This window comes from Exiguobacterium aestuarii, assembly GCF_020171655.1.
GTDB classification, from domain to species: Bacteria; Bacillota; Bacilli; order Exiguobacteriales; family Exiguobacteriaceae; genus Exiguobacterium; species Exiguobacterium aestuarii_A.
The window spans coordinates 18117-43564 of sequence record NZ_JAIVAC010000006.1 but is presented as its reverse complement, the minus strand read 5'-3'; the positions used below and the strand labels follow the sequence as shown (position 1 = coordinate 43564).

Below are 25448 nucleotides of genomic sequence, written 5' to 3'. Positions count from 1 at the left end.
AAGTAAGCGGTATGACACTTTGCAGAGACTAGAACCTAGGCTGGGAGTTCTAGATGTGTCCCCCGAAGAAGTGCACCTCGGAGCCGTCTCGGCGATACGTAGTCGAGGCCGTGACTCGGCGTTAACGAGACTTGAGAGGGGAACACTTTTCCCAAACAGAGTGGAACCGCGCTTACGGCGTCTCTGTGCCTTGGCACAGGGGCGTCTTTGTTTTTGTATAAGAAAAGGAGATATGAATTATGGGATTTTGGAGCAGTATACGCGAAGACTTGCGGACTGTCTTGGAACTAGATCCTGCCGCCCGTTCAAAAGTAGAGGTGGCACTGACGTATCCAGGTCTACATGCCATATGGGCACATCGCATCGCGCATGGATTATGGAAACGTAACGTGAAGCTAGTGGCCAAGTTGTTAGCCCAGTTCAGTCGTTGGTTGACCGGGATTGAAATTCATCCTGGAGCAGTTCTCGGCGACCGTGTATTCATCGATCATGGTTTCGGTGTCGTCATCGGAGAGACGGCGATTATCGGGAACGACGTGACGATTTATCAAGGCGTCACACTTGGGGGAACAGGGAAAGAAAAAGGGAAGCGTCATCCTACAATTGGGAGTGATGTGCTCATCTCGGCAGGGGCGAAAGTGCTCGGAAACATTACGGTTGGCGATTGCGTCAAAATCGGAGCGAGCTCTGTCGTCTTGAACGATGTACCGTCTGATTCGACCGTCGTCGGGATTCCAGGACGTGTCGTCATTCGAAACGGGAAGCGTGTGAAGCAACATGACCTCGATCATCGATTCCCAGATCCGGACCGTGAGTGTCAAGAACGCTTAGAAGCGGCAGTGGATGAACTACAACAAAAATTAGCGACGCTTGAAAAGCGGATGGAGGAGAAGACACATGATTCAGCTGTACAACAGTCTCACGAATAAAAAAGAACCGTTTGTTCCGATTGTTCCGGGTAAAGTATCTATGTATGTGTGTGGACCGACCGTCTACAATTACATCCATGTCGGGAATGCCCGTCCGGCCATCGCCTTCGATACGGTTCGTCGCTATTTGACATATCGTGGGTATGAGGTGAAGTACGTCCTAAACTTTACGGACGTAGACGACAAAATCATTCGTACTGCGAACGAGCTCGGGGAAGACACCGAGACGTTGACGAATCGTTATATTGAAGCTTATTTAGCCGACACGGGAGCATTGAACGTGCAACCGGCAGACGTACACCCACGCGTTACCGATACGATGGAAGAGATTATCGAGTTTATCCGTCAGTTAGAGACGGAAGGGTTCGCTTATGAATCAGAAGGCGACGTTTATTTCCGGACGAAGAAGTTTGAGACGTACGGGAAGTTAAGTCAACAATCGATCGAAGATTTACGGGCAGGCTCGCGTGTCGATGTAGGAGAAAAGAAAGAAGACCCGCTCGACTTCGTCTTATGGAAAGCTGCTAAACCGGACGAACCTTCTTGGGATAGTCCGTGGGGCAAAGGACGACCAGGTTGGCATATCGAATGCTCGGCGATGGCGAAAAAGCATCTCGGGGCAACGATCGATATCCATGCGGGAGGTCACGATTTAAAATTCCCACACCATGAGAATGAGATTGCCCAGTCAGAGGCGTGCAACCACGCGAAGTTCGCCAACTATTGGTTGCATAACGGATTCATCAACATTGAAAATGAGAAGATGTCCAAATCGCTCGGAAACTTCCTGCTCGTCCACGAAGCACTGAAAGAAGTAGACCCAATGGTTCTTCGTTTCTTCATGTTGTCCGTCCATTATCGTCATCCGATCAACTACAGCCGTGAACTAATTGAACAAGCGGCGAACGGTTGGAGTCGAATCAAAGAAGCGTATCAAAACATCGAATATCGTTTATCGGTAACGGCTGGACTTGGTGAACCGAGCGAGTCGATGGAGCGGAAACTTGAAGCAATCAAGACGTCGTTCATCGAATCGATGGATGATGATATCAATACGGCAAATGCCATGACCGTCCTCTTTGACCTGGCACGAGAAGCGAACATTTACGCCAAGGCGGACCATGTGGCAAAAGCGACACTCGAACAAGTTCTGTCGTTATTCGACGAATTGACAGGTGTGCTCGGGTTGACGCTAGCTGAAGAGAAAGAATTGCTCGATGCCGAGATTGATCAATTGATTCAAGAACGAAACGAAGCACGCGCGGCACGTAACTTTGCCCGCGCTGACGAGATTCGTGATTTACTGAAAGAACAAAACATCCAACTCGAAGACACGGCCCAAGGGGTTCGGTGGAAACGGTTATGATGCAACCGAAACAAATGAATGCCCTCGCGCTCGCCTACATGGGTGACGTGGTGTATGAATTGGCCGTACGGAAAAGACTGCTCGAACAAGGATTGACGCGCCCGAACGATTTGCATCGAGGTGCCGTCCGTTATGTGAACGCGCGGGCGCAAGCGAGCGTCGTGACCTATTGGCTAGAGACGGACGTGTTGACGGAAGAAGAACAAGCTGTCGTCAGACGTGGCAAAAATGCGAAATCAGGCTCGATTCCGAAGCGGGTCGACGTCCATACGTATCGTTATTCCACAGCATTCGAGGCATTGATTGGCTATATCTACTTAACAGAAAGAAGGGATCGTCTTGAAGAACTCATCAAACAAGCGTTCGAACGACTCGAAGCCGAGTCGACCGAAACGACATGACGGAAAACGAGGGGCGGAAAAACGAACGTTTGACCGTCCTCGTGGGGAACGACCAGAGCGTGCACGCCATCAGAAGGCGGAACGACCGGACTATAAGGAAGTAGACGTGATGGAGGAAGGGATCGATTTCCTTTACGGGCGAAACCCTGTACTCGAAGCACTTCGAAGCGGTCGCGACATGAACAAAGTATTTATTATGGAAGGGCAACAAAAAGGCCCGCTCGCTCAAATCATCGCGATGGCGAATGAAGCATCCGTCCAAGTGTCATTCGTACCGAAAACAAAGCTTGAGAAGATGGCCGGTAGTGAACATCATCAGGGTGTCGTGGCAGCCGTCGCGGCCTATGAGTATAAAACAATCGAGGACATGTTCGCACTCGCAGCTTCAAAAGAAGAGACACCTCTTTTTATTCTGTTAGATGAACTCGAGGACCCACATAACCTCGGTTCGATTTTACGGACCGCGGATGCTGTCGGCGCACATGGAATCATCATTCCAAAACGCCGCTCGGTCGGTTTGACTCAGACGGTCGCCAAAGCGTCGACTGGAGCGATTGAACATATCCCGGTTGCACGCGTGACGAATTTGACGCGGACACTCGAAGAATTGAAAGAAAAAGGATTATGGGTCGTTGGGACCGATGCGAAAGAGAGTCAGGACTATCGTCGATTAGATGGGAATATGCCACTTGTCGTGGTCATCGGAAGTGAAGGGAAGGGAATGAGCCGCCTCGTACGTGAATCATGCGACTTCCTCGTTCACTTACCAATGGTTGGTCATGTCACGTCACTCAATGCATCTGTTGCAGCGGCACTCCTTCTGTATGAAGTGCATCGCTCACGTAACCCGTTAGCATGAGTATCCAAAAGCGCGAGCTCCTTCTTGTCGACGGATATAACATCATCGGGGCGTGGCCGCATTTAAGAAGTTTGCGCGATATGGATTTTGATCAAGCGCGCAATTTGTTAATTGAAGCGATGGCGGAATATCAGGCCGTATCTGGAAAAGAAGTCACCGTCGTCTTTGATGCCCATATGCGTTACGGTCGTGAATCGAAAGAAAAGCGAAGTCGTGTCGATGTCGTCTATACGAAAGAGAACGAGACGGCGGACGAGTGGATTGAGCGGCGAGCGCACGAACTGGTAGATAACCGACTCGTCACACTATTCGTTGCGACGAACGATTTCACCGAGCAGTGGGTCATTTTCGGCCAAGGTGCCTTACGTGTTCCCGCGACCGAGTTATTAAAAGATTGGAAGCATGCCAAAACACTGATTGAGCAACAACGTCTCTCGTTAGAGAAGGAACAGTCGAATCGAAAAACAATCGATATTCCTCCGCATATTCAAGAACGATTTGAAGAAATGCGACGTCGTAAATCAAAAGATGATTGAAATCACTGACGAGTTCATGAAATGGACTCGTCTTTGTTTCGATTTTGACATTTTTTTGCAAAGGAATGTTGTATACTATTACATATATGAGTTACACAGCATTTAATTGACGGAATTTTTAGAAATTTGTTTGACGCATAGGAGTAGGGGGTCCTATAATGGGACAAAACCTTACATAGTTCAGGATCAATCGCCGGGGGGTAACGAGCATGAACGGATGGCCGTACGAACAGTTTGAAAAAATGTCAGACGAAGAGTTGGTCTTATTGGCGCGCAACGAAGGGGATAGCGACGCGCTCGAGTTTTTGATTGAACGATACCGGTATTTTGTACGCGCGAAAGCACGTTCTTATTTCTTGATTGGTGCAGATCATGAGGACATCGTCCAAGAGGGCATGATCGGTCTTTATAAAGGGGTGCGGGACTATAAAGACGAGCGACTCGCCTCGTTCAAAAGTTTTGCCGAGATGTGCATCACTCGTCAGATGATCACAGCAATCAAGACGGCGACACGTCAAAAGCATATTCCGCTCAACTCATATGTGTCACTCGATAAACCGATTTTCGACGAGGAATCCGACCGGACGTTACTCGATGTCATCTTGCCACCACATCCAACTGATCCACAAGAACTCATTGTGACACAAGAAGAACAGACGTTTATGGAAGCGAAGATGGATGAGATTTTAAGTGATCTCGAGCGGAAAGTGTTGCGTCTTTATTTAGACGGACGTTCTTATCAAGAAATTTCAGACGACCTCGACCGTCATGTTAAATCGATTGATAATGCGTTACAGCGTGTGAAGAAGAAATTCGAGCGTCATGTTGACGTTCGGATGCTCACGAGCTAACCGATTATTGACCGCGTGCCTCCTATGTGATACTTTAAAAGCAGCGCCTTGTCCGTAGACGCCATTTACAGGAGGCGTTTTTTTTTTCGCTCTTTTTTAAGAGGGAGTAGTCGAAAGGGGCGCTTATGAATGGCAAAGAAAGTAAGTCTCGCTTGCTCAGAATGCGGGTCTCGGGAGTATTCGACGACAAAAAAAGATGGTGTGTCGACACGGCTTGAAATGAAAAAGTTTTGTCGCCGCTGTAACGCGCATACGATGCATCGAGAATCAAAGTAACGTAGATTGGCATTCAATGTAGGAGGAAGCTACCATGAACTTTTTGCGCGACGTATGGAAAGAGTTGAAAAAAACGAGTTGGCCAACTCGTAAAGAACTCACGAAATATACCGTTACCGTCATCGCGACTGTTGTCGTGATTGGCCTGTTCGTGTTCGGCGTAGATACTGGAGTCAGCTATCTCGTCAATTTATTGATTAACTAAGGAAGAGGTGAAAGCCGTGGAGAAACAATGGTTTGTTGTCCAGACGTACTCAGGTTTTGAGAATAACGTCAAAGAAAACCTAGAACGTCGAATCGGTTCGATGAACATGGAAGATAAAATTTTCCGCGTCCTCGTCCCGACTGAAACGACGCAAGAAGAAGTCACATTAAAGAGTGGCGAAAAGAAAATTAAAGAGCGTGAAGTCAAAAGTTTCCCGGGCTATGTGTTCGTAGAGATGGTCATGACTGACGATTCATGGTATGTTGTCCGCAACACGCCTAACGTCACCGGCTTCCTCGGTTCAACGGGCGGCGGGGCAAAACCGATCCCGCTCCAACCGGACGAAGTGACAAACGTCTTGTCACAAATGGGACTCATCGAGAAGAAAGATCGTTACAACTACGAGCTTGGTGACCTTGTCCGCGTGAAAGAAGGCGCGTTCGAGAACTTTGAAGGGACAATCGACGAGATTGAGGCCGACAAAGAGAAGCTCAAAGTCGTGGTCGACATGTTCGGTCGCGAAACAAAAATTGAGCTTGATTTCGAACAAGTTCAGAAAATTAACTAAACCCACTTGCTAATCCGTGAAACGGATGGTACAATCGAAAATGTTTGATGTTGTGCTATATTTCGGTACAAACTCGACCTAATAGATTGAGTGGGAGGGCGCACAACGTCCAAGAAACCACATTTTAGACTTAAGGAGGTGTGTCTCGTGGCGAAAAAAGTTTCTAAACTCGTTAAACTTCAAATCCCAGCTGGTAAAGCTAACCCAGCACCACCAGTAGGTCCAGCACTTGGTCAAGCAGGTGTTAACATCATGGGATTCTGTAAAGAGTTCAACGCTCGTACACAAGACCAAGCCGGATTGATTATTCCTGTAGTCATCACGGTATACGAAGATCGTTCGTTTACATTTATTACGAAAACTCCACCAGCTGCAGTTCTTTTGAAGAAAGCTGCTGGTATCGAGAGTGGTTCTGGTGAACCAAACCGTAAGAAAGTAGCAACGGTTAAGCGTGACAAAGTTCGCGAAATCGCTGAACTTAAAATGCCTGACCTTAACGCATCATCTGTAGAAACAGCGATGCTTATGGTTGAAGGTACTGCACGTAGTATGGGTATTGTAATCGAAGACTAATTGTTAGTCTCTGGGGTTGTCGGTGAATACTGCTCACCTTCAATCCCTTCATTATGTGGGAGGAAATTCCGCTAACCACAAGGAGGAAAAGATCATGGGTAAAAAACACCAAGAAGCAGCTAAGCTTGTTGACCGCACGAAGTCATACGACCTCGCTGAAGCTGTCGAGCTCGTTCAAAAAACAGCTACTGCTAAATTCGATGAAACAATCGAAGTTGCTGTCCGTCTCGGCGTAGATCCGAAGAAAGCAGACCAACAAATCCGCGGTGCCGTTGTACTTCCACACGGTACTGGTAAAACACAAAAAGTTCTCGTCTTCGCAAAAGGTGAGAAAGTGAAAGAAGCGGAAGCTGCTGGTGCAGACTACGTTGGCGACGCTGAGTACATCAACAAAATCCAACAAGGATGGTTCGACTTCGATGTAATCGTTGCGACACCTGACATGATGGGTGAAGTTGGTAAACTTGGTCGTGTTCTCGGACCTAAAGGCCTCATGCCTAACCCGAAAACAGGAACAGTTACTTTTGACGTAGAAAAAGCAATCGCGGATATCAAAGCTGGTAAAGTTGAATACCGTGTTGATAAAGCTGGTAACATCCACGTTCCAGTTGGTAAGAAATCATTTGAAGCATCTAAACTCACTGAGAACATCGAGACAATCCTCGAAACACTCATGAAAGTGAAGCCTGCTACTGCAAAAGGAACTTACCTTAAAAACATCGCGCTTTCATCTACAATGGGTCCTGGGATCCGTGTAGCGACTGCGGATTTCCTTAAGTAATCTTGTTGAAATAAATTGTTGACAACGTGTGACGCCGCTGTTAAAGTAATACACGTTCAACCGAATATGTTGGATTACCGTAGACAGAAGGTGGACATCGGTCCGTAAACCCTTCCGAGGTGTCTTTGCTCGAACTTGAGCCTGTTGTCACAGGTTTACTTTCAAACAATTACGCCCTCGTATGTCTTCATACGAGGGATTTCTTTTGGAGAGCAGCCTCTCGTCCGGTATAAGAATTGACTAGGAGGTGCAAACACATGGCAAACGAAAAAATCGTAGCTCAGAAATCGGCACTCGTCGATGAAATCGCTGAGAAAATGCAAGCGAGCGTTGGAACAGTTGTTGTTGACTACCGTGGACTTACAGTTGAAGAAGTGACTACACTCCGTAAATCACTCCGTGACGCTGGAATCGAGTTCAAAGTTTACAAGAACGGTCTTCTTCGCCGCGCAGCTACTCAGTCGAACTTCGAAGGTCTTGACGAAGTCTTCACTGGTCCTACAGCAATCGCCTTCTCTAACGAAGACGTTGTTGCTCCAGCGAAGATCTTGAACGACTTCTCGAAAGAGCACAAAGCGCTCGAACTTAAAGGCGGAATCATCGAAGGCAAAGTGACTTCACTCGAAGAAATCAAAGCCCTTGCAGAACTTCCATCACGCGATGGTCTTCTCTCGATGCTTCTCAGCGTACTTCAAGCTCCAATCCGTGGGCTCGCAGTCGCAACAAACGCAATCGCAGAACAAAAAGAAGAGCAATCAGCTTAATTTTTGTCGCGTAGCGTAACTCAAAAAAACTTTTTCACAACATCAAAGGAGGAAAACCATAATGGCTTTCAACAAAGAGCAATTCATCGAAGACCTCAAATCAATGACGGTTCTCGAACTTAACGAACTCGTAAAAACAATCGAAGAAGAATTCGGCGTATCAGCAGCAGCTCCAGTAGCAGTTGCAGGTGCTGGCGCAGGCGCAGCAGCTGAAGAGAAAACTGAATTCGACGTAGTACTCACAAACGCTGGCGCTGGTAAAATCAACGTCATCAAAGCTGTTCGTGAAATCACAGGTCTCGGCCTTAAAGAAGCAAAAGCACTCGTTGACGGAACTCCAGCTCCAGTCAAAGAAGGCGTTTCTAAAGAAGACGCTGAGTCAATCAAAGCTAAGCTTGAAGAAGCTGGCGCATCTGTTGAAGTTAAGTAATTCAACTTCACAACCTATAGAAGCTCGCCATGGCGAGCTTCTTTTATTTCCTTGAAGAAAGGGTTAGGAGGTTCAACGCATGGGAGATCATTACTATACGAACGATCCACGTTCGGAAAGTGCCCCGGAGACATGGACGTACGAGTTGCGAGGGAAACAGTATCATTTCACTTCGGACCGCGGTGTGTTCTCGAAAGGATCAGTCGATTTTGGGTCGCGTCTTTTAATTGAGTCGTTTGAAGTGCCTGATGTCTCAGGACGTATTTTAGATGTAGGCTGTGGCTATGGTCCGATGGGGATCTCGCTTGCCGATGCCTCTGGGCGTGAAGCCTTGCTCATCGATGTGAATGAGCGTGCGCTGGCGCTCTCTGAGCAAAACGCCGCCCGTAATGGAGTGACGGTCGAAACACGACTTTCTCACGCGTATGACGCGGTGGGGGGAGAACGGTTTGCCGCCATTGTCACCAATCCGCCGATTCGTGCGGGGAAACAAGTCGTCCATACGATCTTGCGTGAAGCACATGCGCATTTGGTCGATGGAGGAGCAATCTATGTCGTCATTCAGAAAAAACAAGGAGCGCCTTCTGCTAAGAAATTATTAGAAGAGGTGTTTGGTCAAGTCGAAACGATTGCGAAAGAAAAAGGTTACTTTATTTTCCGAGCAATTCGGTCTTGACAAACGGTGAAGTCTTGTTGACTCGCCATAACGTATATGCTAACATTATAAAATGCCATTGGAATGGAATTCGCTTGAAACTGCCGTGTCTGCTGCTTTTTAGAGACGGAAAACGAGCGACATTCAATGACAATGTTCGATTACTACGCCCGAAAAATTCGCTAAAGAATTGGGGGTCTGAGAGGTGAATCAGTTGACTGGTCAACTTGTTCAGTACGGTCGTCACCGTCAGAGAAGAAGCTTTGCCCGTATCAGTGAGGTATTAGAGCTTCCGAATTTGATTGAAATTCAAACTGCTTCTTATGAGTGGTTCTTGCGTGAAGGATTGAAGGAAATGTTTACGGACATTTCACCGATTTCCGACTTCACAGGAAACCTCGTATTGGAGTTCATCGATTACTCGCTCAGCGAGCCGAAGTATTCAATCGATGAATCGAAGGAGCGCGACGTAACTTATTCTGCGCCACTTCGCGTAAAAGTGCGTCTCCAAAACAAAGAGACAGGTGAGCTTAAAGAACAAGAAGTGTTCATGGGCGATTTCCCGCTCATGACAGAATCGGGAACGTTTATCATTAATGGTGCAGAACGCGTCATCGTTTCCCAGCTTGTCCGTTCACCGAGCGTGTACTATAACGCTAAACTCGATAAAAACGGTAAACGTGGATTTGGCGCAACCGTCATCCCGAACCGTGGTGCTTGGCTCGAACTCGAGACAGATGCCAAAGATATCGTTTATGTTCGTATCGACCGTACCCGTAAAATCCCGGTAACGGTGTTGTTGCGTGCCCTCGGATTCGGTACGGACCAAGAGATTATCGACCTTCTCGGGGATGACGAATACCTTCGTAACACCCTTGAAAAAGATAATACAGAGTCTACAGAGAAAGCGTTGATCGAGATTTATGAGCGTCTCCGCCCTGGTGAACCACCAACGGTAGAAAATGCGAAATCACTTCTCGTGTCACGTTTCTTCGACCCGAAACGTTATGACTTAGCGAACGTCGGTCGCTACAAGATGAACAAAAAGCTTCATCTTAAGAACCGTTTGTTCGGTCAAAAATTGGCGGAAACGCTCGTGGACCCAGAAACAGGCGAAGTACTCGCTGAAGCTGGAACAGTCCTCGATCGCCGCAACTTAGATCGTATCCTCCCACACTTGGAGAGCGGCCTCGGTTATGTCGATGCGGAACCAACTGGTGGTGTCGCTGAAGGTGAGCCGTTCGGTCTTCAATCAATCAAAGTCATCTCACCAGATGACCCAGATGGAGAGCGTGTCTTGAACATCATCGGAAATGGCAATATCGACCGTAGTATCAAGCATATTACGCCGGCTGATATTATCGCTTCAATCAACTACTTCTTCAATTTACTTCACGAAGTCGGAACAACAGATGACATCGACCACTTAGGAAACCGTCGTCTTCGTTCAGTCGGAGAACTTCTCCAAAACCAATTCCGTATCGGGCTTTCTCGTATGGAACGTGTCGTAAAAGAACGTATGTCGATTCAAGATCAAAACGCGATCACACCGCAGGCGCTTATCAACATTCGCCCGGTTATCGCATCACTTAAAGAGTTCTTCGGTAGCTCGCAATTGTCACAGTTCATGGACCAGACAAACCCGCTCGCTGAGTTGACGCACAAACGTCGTCTCTCTGCACTTGGACCGGGTGGTTTGACACGTGAGCGTGCTGGTTTCGAAGTTCGAGACGTTCACTATTCGCACTACGGTCGGATGTGTCCAATCGAAACACCAGAGGGACCGAACATCGGACTCATCAACTCACTCTCGTCTTATGCGAAAGTGAACGAGTACGGTTTCATCGAAGCACCGTATCGTCGTGTTGACCCGGAAACAGGTCTTGTCACTGGCGATATCCAATATATGACGGCTGATGAGGAAGACCTCTATGTCGTCGCACAGGCGAACATGCCGCTCACAGAAGACGGTCACTTTGCAGACGAACAAGTTCTTTGCCGCTTCCGCGGACAAAACTTGTCAGTTGAGCCAAGCCGAGTCGATTACATGGACGTTTCGCCGAAACAGGTTGTTTCTGCCGCGACAGCATGTATCCCGTTCCTTGAGAACGATGACTCGAACCGTGCCCTCATGGGAGCGAACATGCAACGTCAAGCAGTACCGCTTCTCCAACCAGATTCACCGATTGTCGGTACTGGAATGGAGTACGTGTCTGCGAAAGACTCTGGGGCAGCAATCGTTGCGAAATACCCAGGTGTCGTTGAGCGTGTCACAGCGCGTGAAATCTTGATCCGTCGTACGTCTGACGTTAACGGTTCTGAGGTTTCAGGTGATTTAGACCGCTACAAACTTCAAAAATATGTCCGTTCTAACCAAGGAACATGCTACAACCAAAAACCAATCATCGCAGCTGGCGACCGTGTCGAAAAAGGAGAAATCCTTGCAGACGGTCCGTCGATGGATATGGGTGAGCTCGCGCTCGGCCGTAACGTCGTCGTTGCCTTCATGACTTGGGATGGTTACAACTATGAGGATGCGATCATCATGAGTGAGCGTCTCGTGAAAGATGACGTGTACACATCGATTCATATCGAAGAGTACGAGTCGGAGTCACGTGACACGAAACTCGGACCAGAGGAAATTACACGTGATATTCCAAACGTCGGAGATGACGCGCTTCGTAACTTGGACGATCGTGGAATTATCCGCATCGGAGCTGAAGTCAAGGATGGCGATATCCTCGTCGGTAAAGTAACGCCTAAGGGAGTTACGGAATTGACGGCGGAAGAGCGTCTCTTGCACGCAATCTTCGGTGAGAAGGCACGTGAAGTACGTGATACGTCACTTCGTGTACCAAACGGTGGAGACGGAATCATCTTGGATGTCAAAGTGTTCGACCGTGAAAACGGCGACGAGTTGTCTCCAGGCGTCAACCAGATGGTGCGTGTCTATATCGTTCAAAAACGTAAGATTCACGAAGGGGATAAGATGGCGGGACGTCACGGTAACAAAGGTGTTATCTCGCGGATCCTCCCTGAAGAAGATATGCCATACATGCCAGACGGTACACCGGTTGACATCATGCTCAACCCGCTTGGGGTACCATCTCGTATGAACATCGGTCAGGTTCTTGAACTTCACTTAGGGATGGCGGCGAAGAAGCTCGGCATCAAAGTGGCAACACCTGTATTCGATGGAGCGCGTGAGGAAGACGTATGGGCAACGATTGAAGAGGCTGGTATGGATAAAGATGCGAAGACGCGTCTCTATGACGGTCGTACGGGTGAACCGTTCGATAACCGTGTCTCTGTCGGTGTCATGTACATGATCAAACTCGCGCACATGGTTGATGATAAACTTCACGCTCGTTCGACTGGACCATACTCACTCGTTACGCAACAACCGCTCGGTGGTAAAGCACAGTTCGGTGGTCAGCGCTTCGGGGAGATGGAAGTTTGGGCTCTTGAAGCGTACGGCGCAGCCTACACGCTCCAAGAAATCTTGACAATCAAGTCGGATGACACGGTTGGTCGTGTGAAAGCATACGAGGCCATCGTGAAAGGCGAGAGCGTTCCGAAAGCGGGCGTTCCTGAATCATTCCGCGTCTTGATCAAAGAGCTTCAAGCGCTCGGTATGGAAGTCAAGATGATGTCAGCGGATGATGAAGAAGTCGAAATGAAAGATGAAGATGACGACAACATCCCGAACGCAACATCGGCGTTAGAACAAGTCGTTCAACCGACTGTTACGGAAGAGGAATAAGGCGAAAAGGGAGGTCGGCCCCTTGGTAGATGTTAATCGATTTGAATATATGAAAATCGGCTTGGCTTCATCAGAGAAGATCCGTTCGTGGTCTTACGGTGAAGTCAAAAAGCCGGAAACGATCAACTATCGTACACTTAAACCAGAGAAGGACGGATTGTTCTGTGAACGAATCTTCGGTCCTACGAAAGACTGGGAATGTTACTGCGGGAAGTACAAACGTATCCGTTATAAAGGAGTCATTTGTGACCGCTGTGGCGTTGAAGTGACGAAAGCGAAAGTGCGTCGCGAGCGAATGGGCCATATCGAGCTCGCGGCACCAGTTTCGCACATCTGGTACTTCAAAGGGATTCCAAGCCGCATGGGGCTTGTTCTCGATATGTCTCCACGTGCACTTGAAGAAGTGATTTACTTCGCTTCTTACGTGGTCACAGAGCCAGGTGATACACCGCTTGAGAAGAAACAACTTCTCTCGGAAAAAGAATTCCGTCTCTATCGTGAAAAATACGGTAGCGACTTCAAAGCAGACATGGGTGCTGAAGCCATCCGTACACTCCTTCAAGACGTCAATCTTGAAAAAGAAGTGAGCGAGCTTCGTGAAGAGTTGAAAACTGTCCAAGGTCAACGTCGTACACGTGCGATCAAGCGTTTGGAAGTTCTCGATGCGTTCTTCACATCAGGGAACAATCCGGATTGGATGATCCTTGAAGTACTTCCTGTCATCCCACCAGAGCTTCGCCCAATGGTACAGCTCGACGGTGGACGCTTTGCAACATCTGACTTGAACGACTTGTATCGTCGAGTCATCAACCGTAACAACCGTCTCAAACGTTTGCTCGACCTCGGCGCGCCGAACATCATCGTGCAAAACGAGAAGCGTATGCTTCAAGAAGCGGTTGACGCCCTCATCGACAACGGTCGTCGTGGTCGTCCGGTAACAGGTCCTGGTAACCGTCCGCTCAAATCACTTTCACACATGTTGAAAGGGAAACAAGGTCGCTTCCGTCAAAACCTTCTTGGTAAACGGGTCGACTACTCAGGACGTTCGGTTATCGTCGTTGGACCGAACTTGAAGATGTATCAGTGTGGTCTTCCAAAAGAGATGGCACTTGAACTCTTCAAACCGTTCGTGATGAAAGAGCTTGTCGGTCGCGGCATCGCTTCGAACATCAAAAACGCAAAACGCAAAATCGAGAAGATGCAACCTGAAATCTGGGGCGTCCTTGAAGAAGTCATCCGTGAGCATCCAGTTCTCTTGAACCGTGCCCCGACACTTCACCGTCTTGGTATTCAAGCATTCGAACCGATTCTTGTTGAAGGTCGTGCGATTCGCCTTCACCCACTCGTATGTACGGCTTATAACGCCGACTTCGATGGTGACCAAATGGCCGTCCACGTTCCGCTTTCTGCAGAAGCACAAGCGGAAGCACGTCTTCTTATGCTCGCTGCACAGAACATCTTGAACCCGAAAGACGGAAAACCGGTTGTTACACCATCGCAGGATATGGTCCTCGGTAACTACTACATCTCACTCGAACGTGAAGATGCCGTCGGTCAAGGGAAAGTGTTCTCGAACGTCAACGAGGCGTTGATCGCTTACCAAAACGGATATGTCCACTTGCACTCGCGTGTGGCACTTCCGGCACGTACGCTCAACAACCCGACGTTCACAGACGAACAGAACGAGAAATTGCTCATTACGACTGTTGGTAAGATGATCTTCAACGAGATCTTGCCAAACACGTTCCCTTACTTGAACGAGCCGACGATGGAAAACTTGCAGGAAGCAACTCCTGATAAGTACTTCATCGACAAAGGGGCGAACGTTGCGGAAGAAATCGCATCACGTCCAATTATCGACCCGTTCAAAAAAGGATTCCTTGGAAAAGTCATCGCGGAAGTGTTCCAGAAGTTTGAAACGACTGAAACAAGCCGCATGCTTGACCGCATGAAAGATCTCGGCTTCAAACACTCGACGAAAGCCGGTGTGACAGTTGGGATCGCCGACATCATCGTACTTCCTGATAAACAGGAAATCTTAGATGAGGCACAAAAACAAGTCGACCAAATCATGAAGTCGTTCCGTCGTGGTCTCATCACAGAAGATGAGCGTTACGAGCGCGTTGTACGTGCTTGGAACGAAGCGAAGGATGAAATTCAATCTCGATTGATGAAATCCCTTAACCGCTTGAACCCGATCTTCATGATGTCTGACTCTGGTGCCCGTGGTAACGCATCTAACTTTACGCAGCTTGCGGGTATGCGTGGTTTGATGGCCGCTCCATCTGGTCGCATCATCGAACTTCCAATCAAATCGTCGTTCCGTGAAGGTCTGACGGTTCAAGAGTACTTCATCTCGACTCACGGGGCTCGTAAAGGTCTTGCCGATACAGCCTTGAAGACAGCCGATTCAGGTTACTTGACACGTCGTCTCGTTGACGTTGCGCAAGATGTCATCATCCGTGAAGAAGATTGTGGAACAGACCGCGGGATTCGCGTATCTGCACTCCGCGAAGGTACGGAAGAAATCGAAAACTTGTACGACCGTCTCGTCGGACGTACATCGTTTGAAACAGTCACACACCCTGAAACAGGCGAAGTGTTGGTTGATAAAAACGAATTGATCACAGAAGACATCGCACGCGTCATCGTTGATGCGGGTGTCGAGCAAGTAGAAATCCGTACAGCCTTCACATGTAACACGTCACACGGCGTATGTAAGAAGTGTTACGGACGTAACTTGGCTACTGGATCAAACGTTGAAGTTGGGGAAGCCGTCGGTATCATCGCCGCACAATCAATCGGTGAGCCAGGAACGCAGCTTACAATGCGTACCTTCCACACAGGTGGGGTTGCCGGAGACGATATCACACAAGGTCTTCCACGTATTCAAGAGGTATTCGAAGCCCGTAACCCGAAAGGTCAAGCGGTCATCTCGGAAATCTCTGGTACGGTCATCGACTTCACGGAATCGCGTGACAAGCGTGAACTCACGGTCGAAGGATTCAGTGAAACACGTTCTTACACGATTCCATTCGGAGCGCGTCTCCGTGTTCAAATCGGCGATACAGTAGAAGCCGGTGAAGTCTTCACGGAAGGTTCGATCGATCCGAAAGAATTGCTCGCCGTCCGTGGTGTGTCTGGTGTTCAGAACTATCTTCTCCAAGAAGTTCAAAAAGTATACCGGATGCAAGGGGTAGAAATTGGTGATAAGCACGTTGAGGTTATGGTTCGCCAAATGCTTCGTCGTGTCAAAGTCATCGAGTCTGGTGACACACCACTTCTCCCAGGTTCACTTGTCGACATCAGCGTCTTCAAAGAAGCGTGTAAAGATGCGATTCGTGACGGAAAACACCCAGCGACTGCAAAACCAGTCCTTCTCGGAATCACGAAAGCATCGCTTGAGACAGATTCGTTCCTCTCAGCGGCTTCGTTCCAAGAAACGACTCGTGTCTTGACAGATGCGGCAATCAAAGGGAAACGCGACTACCTCCTCGGACTCAAAGAGAACGTCATCATCGGTAAACTCGTTCCAGCTGGTACTGGAATGGCTGTCTACCGCGATGTCGAACTTAAAGAAGATGAGACGCCAGTTGCACTCGAAGATACAACCGTCGAGTAAAATACGTCTTGACAGCGCAGGTTGGCGGTGCTACTATGATTTAGTGCCGCCAATCGGTTGTTGTCGATGACAACGATGTCCAGCAGTCGGCAAGCTACTTGGACGTCCATCCGAACTTTCTACGGGAAGGTTTGGCTGCTACAATTGCCACTTTCAAGGTATAACTCACGTTTTTGCGAGGTCATGGAATGCCTACGCCTCGTAAAAGCGTTTCGTTATGACCTTAAATGAACCACCCGGGTCGGTGGGACTAGAAAATAGCAACATTCAGGAAGGGAGGATCTTCAAAGATGCCTACTATTAACCAGTTAGTCCGTAAAGGACGTAAATCGAAAGTCGTTAAATCTGACTCTCCAGCACTTAACAAAGGTTACAACAGTTTCATCAAGTCACAAACAAACGTGAGCTCACCACAAAAACGTGGTGTTTGTACACGTGTTGGTACAATGACTCCGAAGAAACCGAACTCGGCGCTTCGTAAGTATGCTCGTGTTCGTTTGACTAACCAAATCGAAGTGACTGCGTACATTCCAGGTATTGGCCACAACCTTCAAGAGCACAGCGTTGTTCTTATCCGTGGAGGACGTGTAAAAGACTTACCAGGGGTACGTTACCACATCGTTCGTGGTGCGCTTGACACTGCAGGTGTTGATGGACGTATGCAAGGCCGTTCTAAATACGGTACGAAGCGTCCGAAAGCTGCGAAGAAGTAATTCTCGCTAACTAAAATACAATTGAAATTTTGAAAGGAGGGTACTCGGATGCGTAAAAACCGTGCAGAACGTCGTGACGTTATCGCAGATCCGATCTACAACTCGAAATTGGTAACTCGCCTCATTAACCGTGTCATGTTAGACGGTAAAAAAGGTACAGCTCAAACTATCATTTACAACGCATTTGGCATCATCGCTGAACGCTCAGGCAAAGAGCCTATGGAAGTGTTCGAAGAAGCAATGAACAACATCATGCCTGTACTTGAAGTTAAAGCACGCCGTGTAGGTGGAGCTAACTACCAAGTTCCTGTTGAAGTTCGTCCAGAGCGCCGTACAACACTTGGTCTTCGTTACCTCGTGAACTACGCTCGTCTCCGCAACGAAAAAACGATGGAGCAACGTATCGCGAACGAAATCATGGATGCAGCCAACAACACTGGTGCGTCTGTTAAGAAACGCGAAGACATGCATAAGATGGCAGAAGCAAACAAAGCGTTTGCTCACTATCGTTGGTAATTTAATCGTAAAGTCCACTCCGCCAAGCATGGCTTAACGGAGTGGCTTTCGGGTATAATCATATCGTGTGCGCGCACACGAAAATCAAACATGCGGAAGGAGAATACCCAGTATGGCAAGAGAATTCTCCCTAAAGAATACTCGTAACATCGGGATCATGGCTCACATCGATGCCGGTAAAACGACAACAACTGAACGTATTCTTTATTACACAGGTCGTATCCACAAAATTGGTGAAACGCACGAAGGTGCTTCACAAATGGACTGGATGGAGCAGGAGCAAGAGCGTGGAATCACGATCACTTCAGCTGCGACAACTGCACAGTGGAATGGCCACCGTGTAAACATCATCGATACACCTGGACACGTAGACTTCACAGTAGAAGTTGAACGTTCACTCCGTGTACTTGATGGTGCTGTTGCTGTACTTGACGCTCAGTCAGGTGTAGAACCACAAACTGAAACTGTATGGCGTCAAGCGACGACATATGGTGTACCACGTGTCGTATTCGTCAACAAGATGGATAAAATCGGCGCAGACTTCTTGTACTCTGTGAAGACGCTCCACGATCGTCTTCAAGCGAACGCTTACGCGATCCAACTCCCAATCGGAGCAGAGGACGATTTCAAAGGAATCATCGATCTCGTTGAAATGAAGACTTACATGTACAACAACGACCTCGGTACTGACATCGAAGTAACAGATGGCTTCCCAGCTGACATGGCTGACCAAGCTGAAGAACTTCGCGGTCAATTGATCGAAGGTGTTGCTGACTTCAACGAAGAGTTGATGATGAAGTACCTTGAAGGTGAAGAGATTTCAATCGATGAATTGAAAGCTGCAATCCGTCAAGCGACACTTAGCGTTGAATTCTACCCTGTACTCGTTGGTTCTGCCTTCAAGAACAAAGGTGTTCAGCTCATGCTTAACGCCGTTGTTGATTACCTCCCATCACCAGTTGATGTTGAGTCAATCAAAGGGATCAACCTCGATACAGAAGAAGAAATCACGCGTGAGCCTTCTGACGAAGCTCCATTCTCAGCACTTGCGTTCAAAGTTATGACTGACCCTTACGTCGGTAAATTGACGTTCTTCCGCGTGTACTCTGGTACAGCTGAAGCAGGATCATACGTGAAGAACTCGACTAAAGGGAAGCGTGAGCGTCTCGGTCGTATCCTTCAAATGCACGCAAACAGCCGTGAAGAGATTCCAATGGTATATGCTGGTGACATCGCCGCTGCTGTTGGTTTCAAAGACACGACTACTGGTGACACGCTTTGCACAGAGAAAGATAACATCGTTCTCGAGTCAATGACGTTCCCAGAACCAGTTATCTCGGTTGCAATCGAGCCTAAATCGAAAGCAGACCAAGATAAGATGGGTCAAGCTCTTGCGAAACTCGCAGAAGAAGATCCAACATTCCGCACTGAAACAAACCCTGAGACTGGTCAAACGATCATCTCTGGTATGGGTGAGCTTCACCTTGATATCCTCGTTGACCGTATGCGTCGCGAATTCAAAGTAGAAGCTAACGTTGGTGCACCACAAGTTGCTTACCGTGAAACAATCCGTGGCGCTGCGAAGATCGATTCGAAATTCGTTCGTCAGTCTGGTGGACGCGGTCAGTACGGTCACGTTGTCGTAGAATTCGAGCCGAACGAAGAAGGCGCTGGATTCGAGTTCGAGAACAAGATCGTCGGTGGTGTTGTACCACGTGAATACGTCCCAGCTGTTCAAAACGGGATTGAAGAAGCTCTCGAAAACGGTATCCTCGCTGGTTACCCAGTAGTAGACGTTAAAGCTCGCCTCGTATTCGGATCGTACCACGATGTCGACTCGAACGAGATGGCGTTTAAAGTTGCTGCTTCGATGGCGGTTAAACAACTTAAGGACCAAGCGAAAGCTGTCATCCTTGAGCCAATGATGCGTGTTGAAGTTGTTATCCCTGAAGAATACATGGGTGACATCATGGGTGACGTAACGTCACGCCGTGGACGCGTAGAAGGTATGGAAGCTCGCGGTAACGCACAAGTCGTTAAAGCGATGATTCCACTTTCAGAAATGTTCGGTTACGCAACATCACTTCGTTCACGTACACAAGGACGTGGAACGTACTCAATGCACTTCGATCACTACGAAGAAGTACCGAAATCAATTGCTGAAGAAATCGTCAAAAAAGCGAACGGCTAATAACGGTTGTATCGCTAGATTGATTGTTGTAAGCTAAGGAGGACGTATGTTAAAAGTAACCTACGTCTTCCTAGTTAAATAAAAAACTAATCGTTTAATAGAGGAGGAATCTAGAATGGGTAAAGAAAAATTCGACCGTTCTAAACCGCACGTTAACGTTGGTACAATCGGCCACGTCGACCACGGTAAAACAACTTTGACTGCAGCAATCTCTGCTGTACTTTCACGTGCACAAGGTAAAACAGCTACTAAGTTTGACCAAATCGATGGTGCTCCAGAAGAGCGCGAGCGCGGTATCACAATCGCAACAGCTCACATCGAGTACGAAACTGACAAGCGTCACTACGCACACGTTGACTGCCCAGGACACGCTGACTATGTTAAAAACATGATCACTGGTGCTGCTCAAATGGACGGCGCGATCCTCGTTGTATCTGCAACAGATGGCCCAATGCCACAAACACGTGAGCACATCCTTCTTTCACGTCAAGTAGGTGTTCCTTACATCGTAGTCTTCATGAACAAAGTTGACATGGTAGACGACGAAGAGCTCCTCGAACTCGTTGAAATGGAAATCCGTGAACTTCTTTCTGAATACGACTTCCCAGGCGACGACCTCCCTGTAATCAAAGGTTCTGCACTTGGCGCACTTAACGGTGAAGCTCAGTGGGAAGAAAAAGTTATGGAACTCATGAACGCTGTTGATGAGTACATCCCAGAACCAGTTCGTGACACAGACAAAGACTTCATGATGCCTGTTGAGGACGTATTCTCAATCACTGGTCGTGGTACTGTAGCGACTGGTCGTGTTGAGCGTGGTGTTCTCCGCGTCAACGACGAGATCGAAATCGTTGGTCTTACAGAAGAAACTAAGAAAACTGTATGTACTGGTGTAGAGATGTTCCGTAAGCTTCTTGACTATGCTGAAGCTGGCGACAACATCGGTGCACTTCTCCGTGGTGTATCACGTGACGACATCGAGCGTGGACAAGTACTTGCTAAGCCAGGTTCAATCACACCACACTCAAAATTCAAAGCATCAATCTACGTTCTTTCTAAAGAAGAGGGTGGCCGTCACACGCCATTCTTCGCGAACTACCGCCCGCAGTTCTACTTCCGTACAACTGACGTAACAGGTATCGTTCACCTTCCAGAAGGTACTGAAATGGTAATGCCAGGAGACAACATCGAGTTGACGATCGAATTGATTTCTACAATCGCGATCGAAGACGGTACACGTTTCTCTATCCGTGAGGGTGGCCGTACTGTAGGTGCTGGTTCAGTAACAGAAATCATCGAGTAATCGATTGATTCAACTGAACAACTTTAAGCAGTCCGCAATATGCGGGCTGCTTTTTTGTGTTTCTGGATGAGCGTGGTAAGATGAAGCATACGAGAAAGGAGTGACGTCATGTTGAAACAATTAGAGACGATTTGTCGCTTGAATGGAATCGCATATCGTATCGGTGGTTCGCAACTGTTAAAGCATCATGGCATTGTCGACGAAACGAATGACATTGATGTTTTCGTAGAGCCCGATCAGTTTGAACGGTTAGACCAGATCTTGAGTCGTGCCGGAGAGAAACAATCGACTGAACCACATGAGGCATACTTGACGACGTACTTTGGGGAGTATGTTTTCGAGGGAACCGACGTGGATGTCATGTCCAGTTTTCGCATGAAGTGCACCGACGGCATCTATACACATCCTTATATAGAAGCAGAAGGGAACTGGATGCACCTCGAAGAATGGATTGTCCTTTATACAGTCATCGGTAGAAAGGATAAATTGACGCGTCTGGCTCGCTATTTTGAGACACACGATATAAATGAAGGAATTGTTCATGCATGTTTAAGAAGAGCCCCACAATCGGTCGTAGAAGGGGTAACGGAGCGATTTGGAGAGATGATGAAACGCTAGGTCGAGTTGACATGGGACTTCGTTTGAAAAATAGTTCAATAAAAGAATGAATTTTCTCTTGCAAAAGCTCGCGAATCTTGTTACATTAGGGAACGTTGAGCAACTCATCAGACAACCAGCAACTTCAAAAATCTAATCTTGCATTCCATGACCAGATTAGATATAATGATTAAGTGTTTGTGCGAGTGGTGAGAGACTTTACAGCAGAAAATGGGTCCAATCGTTGATTTGCAATGATCGGATGCCTCTGCTGACACAAGCACGCTGCGTTGAAGCGGGAGGTTATGACACGCCAGGCAGCATTGCCATGGCCGGTGTGGAAATTTCCGCGGAGAATTGTCTATTTTTAAAATAGGCGAAAAAGGAGGGAAACAAACATGGCAAATGAAAAAATTCGTATTCGTTTAAAAGCATATGACCATCGCGTTCTCGATCAATCAGCTGAGAAGATCGTTGACACTGCGAAGCGTTCAGGTGCAAAGGTATCGGGTCCAATCCCGCTCCCAACTGAAAAATCGGTTTACACGATCCTTCGTGCGGTTCACAAGTACAAAGATGCTCGTGAGCAGTTCGAAATGCGTACACACAAACGCTTGATCGACATCGTAAACCCAACACCGAAAACAGTCGATTCGCTTATGCGTCTCGAGTTACCATCAGGTGTAGACATCGAAATCAAACTTTAATTCTTCATATAGTAGATACTAGCCAGAAGAGACAATTAATTATTAACAGGAGGTGTATCTCATGGCTAAAGGAATCTTAGGAACAAAACTTGGTATGACTCAAATCTTCAACGAAGCAGGCGAAGTTGTACCGGTAACAGTAGTTGCTGTAGAAGGTAACGTCGTTCTTCAACTTAAAACAGTTGATACAGACGGTTACGAAGCAGTTCAACTTGGTTTCGGAGACATCAAAGAATCACGTCAAAACAAACCATCAAAAGGTCACGCTGCGAAAGCAAACGCGACACCTAAGCGCTTCATCAAAGAAGTTCGTACTTCAGTAGAAGGATACGAAATCGGTCAAGAGATTAAGGCAGACATTTTCGCTGCAGGTGAATTAGTAGACGTTACAGGTACATCGAAAGGTAAAGGATTCCAAGGTGCGATCAAGCGTCACGGACAATCACGTGGACCAATGGCCCACGGTTCGCGCTACCACCGTCGTCCTGGTTCGATGGGTCCTGTCGCTCCTAACCGCGTATTCAAAGGGAAACTTCTTCCTGGTCAAATGGGTGGAGAGCGTAAAACAATTCAAAACCTTGAAGTCGTTAAAGTTGACGTGGAACGCGGCCTTCTCCTCGTGAAAGGTGCTATCCCAGGCGCTCGTAAATCGAACGTCATCATCAAATCAGCGGTCAAAGGTAACTAATTAACTGCACGGAAAGGAGGAATTACGAATGCCTAAAGTAGCTTTGCTTAACCAAACAGGTTCACAAGTTGGCGAAATCGAATTGGCAGAAGCCATCTTCGGAATCGAGCCAAACGAATCAGTACTTTACGACGCAATCGTCATGCAACAAGCATCACGCCGTCAAGGTACTCACGATACGAAAGGTCGCTCGGAAGTACGCGGTGGCGGCCGTAAACCATGGAAACAAAAGGGAACTGGTCGTGCGCGCCAAGGTTCTATCCGCTCACCACAATGGGTTGGTGGTGGTACAGTCTTCGGTCCAACACCACGTTCATACTCTTACAAACTTCCTAAGAAGGTTCGTCGTTTAGCACTTCTCTCGGCTCTTTCGTCGAAAGTACAAAACAACGAAATCATCGTCCTCGAAGGCCTTGCTTTCGATGCACCAAAAACAAAAGATATGGCTGCTGTACTCAACAGCTTATCAGTAGAACGTAAGGCTCTTGTAGTCACAGCGGACTACAATGAGACTATCGCTCTCGCAGCTCGTAACATCCCAGGAGTGACTGTGATCGACGCAGCAGGCGTAAACGTTCTTGACCTCGTTGCTAACGACAAAGTCATCTTCACTAAAGATGCGGTTGCGAAGGTAGAGGAGGTGCTTGCATAATGGCTCAAGCATACGATATCATCAAACGTCCGATCATCACTGAGCGTTCAGTTAGCCTCATGGAAGCTAACAAATACGTTTTCGAAATCGACGTAAAAGCGACTAAATCGCAAGTGAAACACGCTATCGAAACAATCTTCAATGTGAAAGTTGCTTCGGTAAACACAATGAACTACAAACCGAAAGCGAAACGTGTCGGTCGTCACGCTGGTTACACAGCTCGCCGTAAAAAAGCGATCGTAACTCTTGCAGAAGGCAACACAATCGACTTCCTCGGTTAATTAACTACCTTAGAAGAAAAGGAGGGAATCCTCGATGGCAATCAAAAAGTTTAAGCCGACCACTAACGGTCGTCGTAACATGACATCTCTCGACTTTGCAGAGATCACAACGAATCGCCCTGAAAAATCGTTAACTGAAAAGCTTTCGAAAAAAGGCGGACGTAACAACCAAGGTCGCTTGACTGTTCGTCACCAAGGTGGCGGTCACAAGCGTAAATACCGTATCATCGATTTCAAACGTAACAAAGATGGCGTTGCAGGACGCGTAGCAACGATCGAATACGATCCAAACCGTTCAGCAAACATCGCACTCATCAACTATGTAGATGGTGAGAAACGTTACATCCTCGCTCCTAAGGGCATCAAAGTAGGCATGGAAATCATGTCTGGTCCTGAAGCGGATATCAAAGTGGGGAACGCTCTTCCACTCGTAAACATCCCTGTCGGTACAACAATCCACAACATCGAGCTTAAGCCTGGTAAAGGCGGTCAGCTTGTTCGTGCGGCTGGTGCATCGGCACAAATCCAAGGACGTGACGGCAAGTACGTCATCGTTCGTCTTCAATCAGGTGAATCACGCTTGTTCCTCGGCACTTGCCGCGCGACAATCGGTTCAGTTGGTAACGAAGAACACGAACTCGTAAACATCGGTAAAGCAGGACGTTCACGTTGGTTAGGCAAACGCCCAACAGTACGTGGTTCTGTCATGAACCCGGTTGATCACCCACACGGTGGTGGTGAAGGTCGTGCGCCAATCGGTCGTTCGGGCCCACTTACTCCTTGGGGTAAACCAGCTCTTGGTCTTAAGACTCGTAAGAAAAACAAATCGAGCGACATGTACATCCTTCGTCGCCGTAAGAAATAATTACTACATGATTCTCGGGCGGTTCGAAAGGGCCGTTCCCGAATCATTCCAAAGGGAGGTTCTAACATGGGTCGCAGCTTGAAAAAAGGTCCATTCGCAGATCACCACTTGCTCGCTAAAGTTGACAAACTCAACGAATCTGGTGAGAAGCAAGTCATCAAAACTTGGTCACGTCGCTCGACGATCTTCCCAGAATTCATGGGTCACACGTTCGGTGTGCACGATGGTCGTAAACACGTACCAGTATTCGTGACAGAAGACATGGTTGGTCACAAACTTGGTGAATTCGCTCCAACACGCACGTACAAAGGTCACGGATCAGACAAGAAAACGAAACGGTAATTTGAGGGGAGGTC

At 47.8% G+C, this 25448-nt stretch carries 27 protein-coding genes and 2 other annotated features (1 of these 29 only partly in view); all 27 genes read left to right on the top strand.

The features are described 5' to 3' along the window. Positions 1 to 188 (top strand) — a binding site (T-box leader); it begins 19 nt to the left of the window's first position. Between the two features lie 51 nt (positions 189 to 239). The 27 genes from cysE (at position 240) to rpsS (ending at position 25434) form a co-directional block, all read left to right on the top strand. Then, the gene (cysE, locus tag LCM29_RS14640; protein WP_224863695.1) at positions 240 to 929 is read left to right on the top strand and encodes a serine O-acetyltransferase; all 690 of its coding nucleotides are present in this window, start codon (positions 240 to 242) and stop codon (positions 927 to 929) included. Further along, the gene (cysS, locus tag LCM29_RS14635) at positions 898 to 2295 is read left to right on the top strand and encodes a cysteine--tRNA ligase (protein WP_224863693.1); all 1398 of its coding nucleotides are present in this window, start codon (positions 898 to 900) and stop codon (positions 2293 to 2295) included. Before cysE ends, cysS begins: the two co-directional genes overlap by 32 nt. After that, positions 2292 to 2696: a Mini-ribonuclease 3 gene (locus LCM29_RS14630; RefSeq protein ID WP_224863691.1), complete on the top strand. Its 405-nt coding sequence runs from the start codon at positions 2292 to 2294 to the stop codon at positions 2694 to 2696. Before cysS ends, LCM29_RS14630 begins: the two co-directional genes overlap by 4 nt. 109 nt (positions 2697 to 2805) lie before the next feature. Then, positions 2806 to 3555 carry a 23S rRNA (guanosine(2251)-2'-O)-methyltransferase RlmB gene (rlmB, locus tag LCM29_RS14625; protein WP_074032495.1) on the top strand — a complete coding sequence of 250 codons (750 nt, stop codon included), beginning with the start codon at positions 2806 to 2808 and terminating at the stop codon, positions 3553 to 3555. Next, positions 3552 to 4091, top strand: coding sequence for an NYN domain-containing protein (locus LCM29_RS14620; RefSeq protein ID WP_224863689.1), 540 nt, complete (start codon positions 3552 to 3554; stop codon positions 4089 to 4091). The genes rlmB and LCM29_RS14620 overlap by 4 nt, the downstream gene beginning before the upstream one ends. Positions 4092 to 4300: 209 nt before the next feature. Further along, on the top strand, positions 4301 to 4942 hold the full coding sequence (gene sigH, locus LCM29_RS14615) for an RNA polymerase sporulation sigma factor SigH (protein WP_031421852.1): 642 nt from the start codon (positions 4301 to 4303) through the stop codon (positions 4940 to 4942). Positions 4943 to 5071: 129 nt separating this feature from the next. Beyond that, positions 5072 to 5218: a 50S ribosomal protein L33 gene (gene rpmG, locus LCM29_RS14610; protein WP_026824819.1), complete on the top strand. Its 147-nt coding sequence runs from the start codon at positions 5072 to 5074 to the stop codon at positions 5216 to 5218. A gap of 34 nt (positions 5219 to 5252) precedes the next feature. Next, a complete protein-coding gene (gene secE, locus LCM29_RS14605; RefSeq protein WP_074032412.1) occupies positions 5253 to 5423 on the top strand; it encodes a preprotein translocase subunit SecE in 171 nt (56 codons plus the stop codon). Positions 5424 to 5439: 16 nt separating this feature from the next. Beyond that, positions 5440 to 5991 carry a transcription termination/antitermination protein NusG gene (gene nusG / locus LCM29_RS14600; RefSeq protein ID WP_012727691.1) on the top strand — a complete coding sequence of 184 codons (552 nt, stop codon included), beginning with the start codon at positions 5440 to 5442 and terminating at the stop codon, positions 5989 to 5991. A gap of 147 nt (positions 5992 to 6138) precedes the next feature. Further along, positions 6139 to 6564 (top strand): 50S ribosomal protein L11, encoded by a 426-nt coding sequence (rplK, locus tag LCM29_RS14595; RefSeq protein WP_012727690.1) that lies wholly within the window; start codon positions 6139 to 6141, stop codon positions 6562 to 6564. Between the two features lie 94 nt (positions 6565 to 6658). After that, the gene (gene rplA, locus LCM29_RS14590; protein ID WP_074032415.1) at positions 6659 to 7345 is read left to right on the top strand and encodes a 50S ribosomal protein L1; all 687 of its coding nucleotides are present in this window, start codon (positions 6659 to 6661) and stop codon (positions 7343 to 7345) included. A 59-nt stretch (positions 7346 to 7404) separates the two neighbouring features. Beyond that, positions 7405 to 7558 (top strand) — a sequence feature (ribosomal protein L10 leader region). A 44-nt stretch (positions 7559 to 7602) separates the two neighbouring features. Further along, the gene (gene rplJ, locus LCM29_RS14585; RefSeq protein WP_214697119.1) at positions 7603 to 8109 is read left to right on the top strand and encodes a 50S ribosomal protein L10; all 507 of its coding nucleotides are present in this window, start codon (positions 7603 to 7605) and stop codon (positions 8107 to 8109) included. Between the two features lie 61 nt (positions 8110 to 8170). Further along, complete coding sequence (gene rplL, locus LCM29_RS14580) at positions 8171 to 8539, top strand: 50S ribosomal protein L7/L12 (RefSeq protein WP_074032420.1); 369 nt, start codon at positions 8171 to 8173, stop codon at positions 8537 to 8539. Positions 8540 to 8618: 79 nt separating this feature from the next. Further along, complete coding sequence (locus LCM29_RS14575; protein ID WP_074032423.1) at positions 8619 to 9215, top strand: class I SAM-dependent methyltransferase; 597 nt, start codon at positions 8619 to 8621, stop codon at positions 9213 to 9215. 193 nt (positions 9216 to 9408) lie between these two features. Beyond that, positions 9409 to 12957: a DNA-directed RNA polymerase subunit beta gene (gene rpoB / locus LCM29_RS14570; RefSeq protein ID WP_214697140.1), complete on the top strand. Its 3549-nt coding sequence runs from the start codon at positions 9409 to 9411 to the stop codon at positions 12955 to 12957. Positions 12958 to 12979: 22 nt separating this feature from the next. After that, on the top strand, positions 12980 to 16579 hold the full coding sequence (gene rpoC, locus LCM29_RS14565; protein WP_318247833.1) for a DNA-directed RNA polymerase subunit beta': 3600 nt from the start codon (positions 12980 to 12982) through the stop codon (positions 16577 to 16579). Positions 16580 to 16869: 290 nt separating this feature from the next. Continuing rightward, complete coding sequence (gene rpsL, locus LCM29_RS14560) at positions 16870 to 17292, top strand: 30S ribosomal protein S12 (RefSeq protein WP_012727683.1); 423 nt, start codon at positions 16870 to 16872, stop codon at positions 17290 to 17292. A gap of 48 nt (positions 17293 to 17340) precedes the next feature. Then, positions 17341 to 17808 (top strand): 30S ribosomal protein S7, encoded by a 468-nt coding sequence (gene rpsG, locus LCM29_RS14555; RefSeq protein ID WP_012727682.1) that lies wholly within the window; start codon positions 17341 to 17343, stop codon positions 17806 to 17808. Positions 17809 to 17920: 112 nt separating this feature from the next. After that, positions 17921 to 19999: an elongation factor G gene (gene fusA / locus LCM29_RS14550; RefSeq protein WP_214697122.1), complete on the top strand. Its 2079-nt coding sequence runs from the start codon at positions 17921 to 17923 to the stop codon at positions 19997 to 19999. A gap of 115 nt (positions 20000 to 20114) precedes the next feature. Further along, complete coding sequence (gene tuf / locus LCM29_RS14545) at positions 20115 to 21302, top strand: elongation factor Tu (protein WP_214697124.1); 1188 nt, start codon at positions 20115 to 20117, stop codon at positions 21300 to 21302. 108 nt (positions 21303 to 21410) lie between these two features. After that, positions 21411 to 21920: a hypothetical protein gene (locus tag LCM29_RS14540; protein WP_224863687.1), complete on the top strand. Its 510-nt coding sequence runs from the start codon at positions 21411 to 21413 to the stop codon at positions 21918 to 21920. A 377-nt stretch (positions 21921 to 22297) separates the two neighbouring features. Beyond that, complete coding sequence (gene rpsJ / locus LCM29_RS14535) at positions 22298 to 22606, top strand: 30S ribosomal protein S10 (RefSeq protein ID WP_074032438.1); 309 nt, start codon at positions 22298 to 22300, stop codon at positions 22604 to 22606. 61 nt (positions 22607 to 22667) lie between these two features. Continuing rightward, the gene (gene rplC, locus LCM29_RS14530; RefSeq protein WP_012727677.1) at positions 22668 to 23294 is read left to right on the top strand and encodes a 50S ribosomal protein L3; all 627 of its coding nucleotides are present in this window, start codon (positions 22668 to 22670) and stop codon (positions 23292 to 23294) included. Positions 23295 to 23322: 28 nt separating this feature from the next. Beyond that, a complete protein-coding gene (gene rplD, locus LCM29_RS14525) occupies positions 23323 to 23946 on the top strand; it encodes a 50S ribosomal protein L4 (RefSeq protein ID WP_012727676.1) in 624 nt (207 codons plus the stop codon). Next, positions 23946 to 24227: a 50S ribosomal protein L23 gene (rplW, locus tag LCM29_RS14520; RefSeq protein WP_026824834.1), complete on the top strand. Its 282-nt coding sequence runs from the start codon at positions 23946 to 23948 to the stop codon at positions 24225 to 24227. The genes rplD and rplW overlap by 1 nt, the downstream gene beginning before the upstream one ends. A 34-nt stretch (positions 24228 to 24261) precedes the next feature. Next, a complete protein-coding gene (gene rplB / locus LCM29_RS14515; RefSeq protein ID WP_012727674.1) occupies positions 24262 to 25092 on the top strand; it encodes a 50S ribosomal protein L2 in 831 nt (276 codons plus the stop codon). Positions 25093 to 25158: 66 nt separating this feature from the next. After that, on the top strand, positions 25159 to 25434 hold the full coding sequence (gene rpsS / locus LCM29_RS14510) for a 30S ribosomal protein S19 (RefSeq protein WP_012727673.1): 276 nt from the start codon (positions 25159 to 25161) through the stop codon (positions 25432 to 25434). Positions 25435 to 25448 lie beyond the last annotated feature (14 nt).